The organism is Kitasatospora sp. NPDC092286, assembly GCF_044755565.1.
GTDB lineage: Bacteria > Actinomycetota > Actinomycetes > Streptomycetales > Streptomycetaceae > Kitasatospora.
In genome coordinates, this window is the sequence record NZ_JBIVRD010000036.1 from 85,997 (window position 1) to 89,197 (window position 3,201).

General features: G+C 72.6%; 3 protein-coding genes and 2 tRNA genes. All 5 read left to right on the forward strand.

Translation table 11 applies throughout. From position 1 onward, the window contains the following. A partial coding sequence (locus tag ACIQIB_RS29935) for an LCP family protein (RefSeq protein ID WP_400761744.1) occupies nt 1-1,522 on the forward strand: 1,522 nt, incomplete at its 5' end. Nucleotides 1,523-1,647: 125 nt separating this feature from the next. Beyond that, the gene (rsfS, locus tag ACIQIB_RS29940; RefSeq protein WP_363607529.1) at nt 1,648-2,121 is read left to right on the forward strand and encodes a ribosome silencing factor; all 474 of its coding nucleotides are present in this window, start codon (nt 1,648-1,650) and stop codon (nt 2,119-2,121) included. Continuing rightward, entirely contained in the window at nt 2,118-2,765 is a 648-nt protein-coding gene (locus ACIQIB_RS29945; RefSeq protein ID WP_363607595.1) for a histidine phosphatase family protein, read from the forward strand. The genes rsfS and ACIQIB_RS29945 overlap by 4 nt, the downstream gene beginning before the upstream one ends. Nucleotides 2,766-2,904: 139 nt before the next feature. Next, a tRNA-Ala gene (locus ACIQIB_RS29950) sits at nt 2,905-2,977 on the forward strand. Nucleotides 2,978-3,014: 37 nt separating this feature from the next. Further along, nucleotides 3,015-3,087: transfer RNA gene (locus tag ACIQIB_RS29955), tRNA-Ala, on the forward strand. The last annotated feature ends 114 nt before the right edge of the window (nt 3,088-3,201 follow it).

Consider the following 3,201-nt stretch of genomic DNA (forward strand, 5'->3'; position numbering starts at 1 on the left):
GGAGCAGCAGCAGTACCAGCAGGCCTACGACCCGTACCCCCAGCAGCAGTACGCCACCGCGCCGCAGCCGGTGGTCACCGAGCCCGAGCCCGTTCCGGCCGCGCCGGCGCCCGCGCCGCCGCGTCCGCGCGCGGCCCGGCCCGCCGCCACCGAGGCGGCTCCGGCCAAACCGGAGCCGCCGTCCGAGCAGGTCGGCGGGGGCCGTGCGGGCAGGTCCGCCGCCGGCAAGCCGGGTGCGGGCAAGTCCGGTGCGGGCGCCGGGAAGACGTCCAAGGACGACTACCCCACGGACGAGTTCACCTTCGTCGACGAGGAGGCGGAGGAGTCCGAGGACGTCATCGACTGGCTGAAGTTCGCCGAATCCCGCAGCGAGGTGCGGGCCGAGCGCCGCCGCAAGCTGCGCAACCGGCTGATCGGCGCCGGCGTGGTGGTGGCGCTCGCGGCGGCCGGGGCCGGCGGCTACCTCTGGTTCACCGGGGACAAGCAGACCGCGGCGACCGCGGCCGGTCCGCGCCAGGTCAACGTGGTGCACCTGCGCGACCTGCAGGGCAAGGTCTCCAGCGCGCTGCTGGTCAACGACTCCTCCGGGCACAAGGGCACCGTGCTGCTGCTGCCCGACACCCTCCGGCTGCCCGGCCCGGGTGACCCGCCGGTCACCACGGTCGGCCAGGCGATGGACAGCATCGGGCCGTCCGCCACCAGGGAGGGCCTGACCACCGTGCTGGGCGCCCCGGTGGCCGGCACCTGGCGGCTGGACACCCCGTACCTGGAACTGCTGGTCGCCCAGCTCGGCGGGGTCCGGGTGGACACCAACGCCGAGGCCCACGAGGGCGGCAAGCCGGACGGCAAGCTGCTCGCCGCCGCGGGCAAGAACACCCTGCTGAACGGCAAGGCCGCGGTCGCCTACGCCACCTACCAGGCGCCCACCGAGAACCGGGACGCCCAACTGGCCCGGTTCGGACAGGTGATGGACGCGGTGGTGCGCACCATGCCGACCGAGTTCAAGGACGCCAAGGACGATGTGCACCGGATGAACGCGGTGCTCGACCCGTCGCTGCCCGAGGACGCCCTGGCGGGGGTGCTCGTCCAGCTCTCCCAGCAGGCCAAGGACGGCCACTTCGGCACCACCGCGCTGACGGTCAAGCCGGACGGCACCCTGGACGACGCCACGGCCGGCAAGCAGGTCAAGGACGTGCTGGGCGGCACCGTGAAGTCCGCCGCCTCGGGCGACGCCCCGGCCCGGGTCAGCATCCAGGACGCCAGCGGCAACGACCAGGCGGCGGCCGCCGCCCAGGTCCAGGTGATGAACGCGGGCCTCACCTTCATCCCCGGCGGGTCGAAGACCGCCCCGCAGGCCGTCAGTGAGATCCGCTACACCGACGACGCCCGGCAGGCCGCGGCGAAGTCGCTGGCGCTCAGCCTCAACCTGCCGGAGACGGCGGCGAAGAAGGTCACCGACGCCCAGAACGCGGATCTGGTGGTCGTGCTGGGCAAGGACTACCAGGCGCCGAAGACGCAGTAGCCCCGGGTGTGCGCGGCGGCCCCGGAAAACGGTTCCGGGGCCGCCCGGGCGGCGTGAGATCCTGGAAGGCGATCCCCGGCCGGGTGCCGGGGACCGCCCCCAAGCCGTCGAGCCGGAAGAACACCGTGACCGTCACCGAGCACAGCCAGGAACTCATCACCGTCGCCGCCCAGGCGGCGGCCGACAAGCTGGCCCACAACATCATCGCGTTCGACGTCAGCGAGGTGCTGTCGATCACCGACGCCTTCGTGATCGCCTCCGCGAACAACGACCGCCAGGTCAAGTCCATCGCCGAGGAGATCGAGGACCAGCTCCGCGAGAAGCTGGACGTCAAGCCGGTGCGCCGGGAGGGCGAGCGCGAGGGCCGCTGGATCCTGCTCGACTACCTGGACATCGTGGTGCACATCCAGCACTCCGAGGAGCGCTCCTTCTACTCGCTCGACCGGCTCTGGAAGGACTGCCCCGAACTCCCGCTGCCGGCCGACGCGCTGGCCACCCGCAACCGCCCCGAGGACGTGCGGACCGATGCGGCCGGCAACGCCGTCGCCCCGGCCGAGGTCGCCCCGGCCGACGACTTCGGCGCCGAGGACTACAGCTGAGCGGGGACGCGCGAGGTCCGCGCATCGTCTTCTGGCGGCACGGCCAGACGTCCTGGAACCTCGAATCGCGGTTCCAGGGCAGCACGGACATCGAGCTGACCGGGCAGGGCGTCCAGCAGGCCCAGCGGGCCGCCAGGCTGCTCGCCGGCCTCCACCCCGACCTGCTGATCTCCTCGGACCTCCAGCGCGCCCGGCGCACCGCCGAGGAGCTGGCGAAGATCACCGGCCTGGACGTGCAGCACCACGACGGCCTGCGTGAGACCTACGCGGGCACCTGGCAGGGGCTGACCAACGCCGAGATCCGCGCCCGCTTCCCGGGGGAGTACGCGGCCTGGGCGCAGGGCGAGCCGGTCCGGCGCGGTGGCGGTGAGCTGTCCACCGAGGTGGCCGACCGCTCGGTGCCGGTCGTGCTGGACGCGGTCGGGAAGCTGCCGGAGGACGGCACCCTGGTGGTGGTCAGCCACGGCGGCACCATCAGGACCATGCTCGGGCGGCTGCTCGGCCTGGAGCCGGGGCTCTGGGAGTGCTTCGGCGGCCTGTCCAACTGCTGCTGGTCCGTTCTGGGCCGGGGCGTGCGCGGCTGGCGCCTGCTGGAGCACAACGCGGGCACGCTGCCGCAGCCGGTGATCGGCGACGACACCTGAGTGGGGGCTGCCGGCGGTGATCCGCCGAGCGGCCGGCGGGGACGGATTTCGCAGTTCCGGGCCTGACCAGTTAGAGTCTTCCTCGTTCGCACGGAGGAAAACGCGGCCCGGAAGGGAAGCGGAAAATCCGGTGAAGTGCGGGGCTGTAGCTCAGTTGGTAGAGCGCTTGCATGGCATGCAAGAGGTCCGGGGTTCAATTCCCCGTAGCTCCACTCCGCACCTGCGGTCCGCGAGGGCCGTGCGTGTCGCGGGGCTGTAGCTCAGTTGGTAGAGCGCTTGCATGGCATGCAAGAGGTCCGGGGTTCAATTCCCCGTAGCTCCACAACAGTCGAGGGCCGCCACCCGTCCCGGGCGGCGGCCCTCGGCGTTTCCCGCCGGGCGGGCGCACGGTTGACCCGTCTCGCAGCGCCCGGCCCGTGCCGCCCGCTACGGTCGT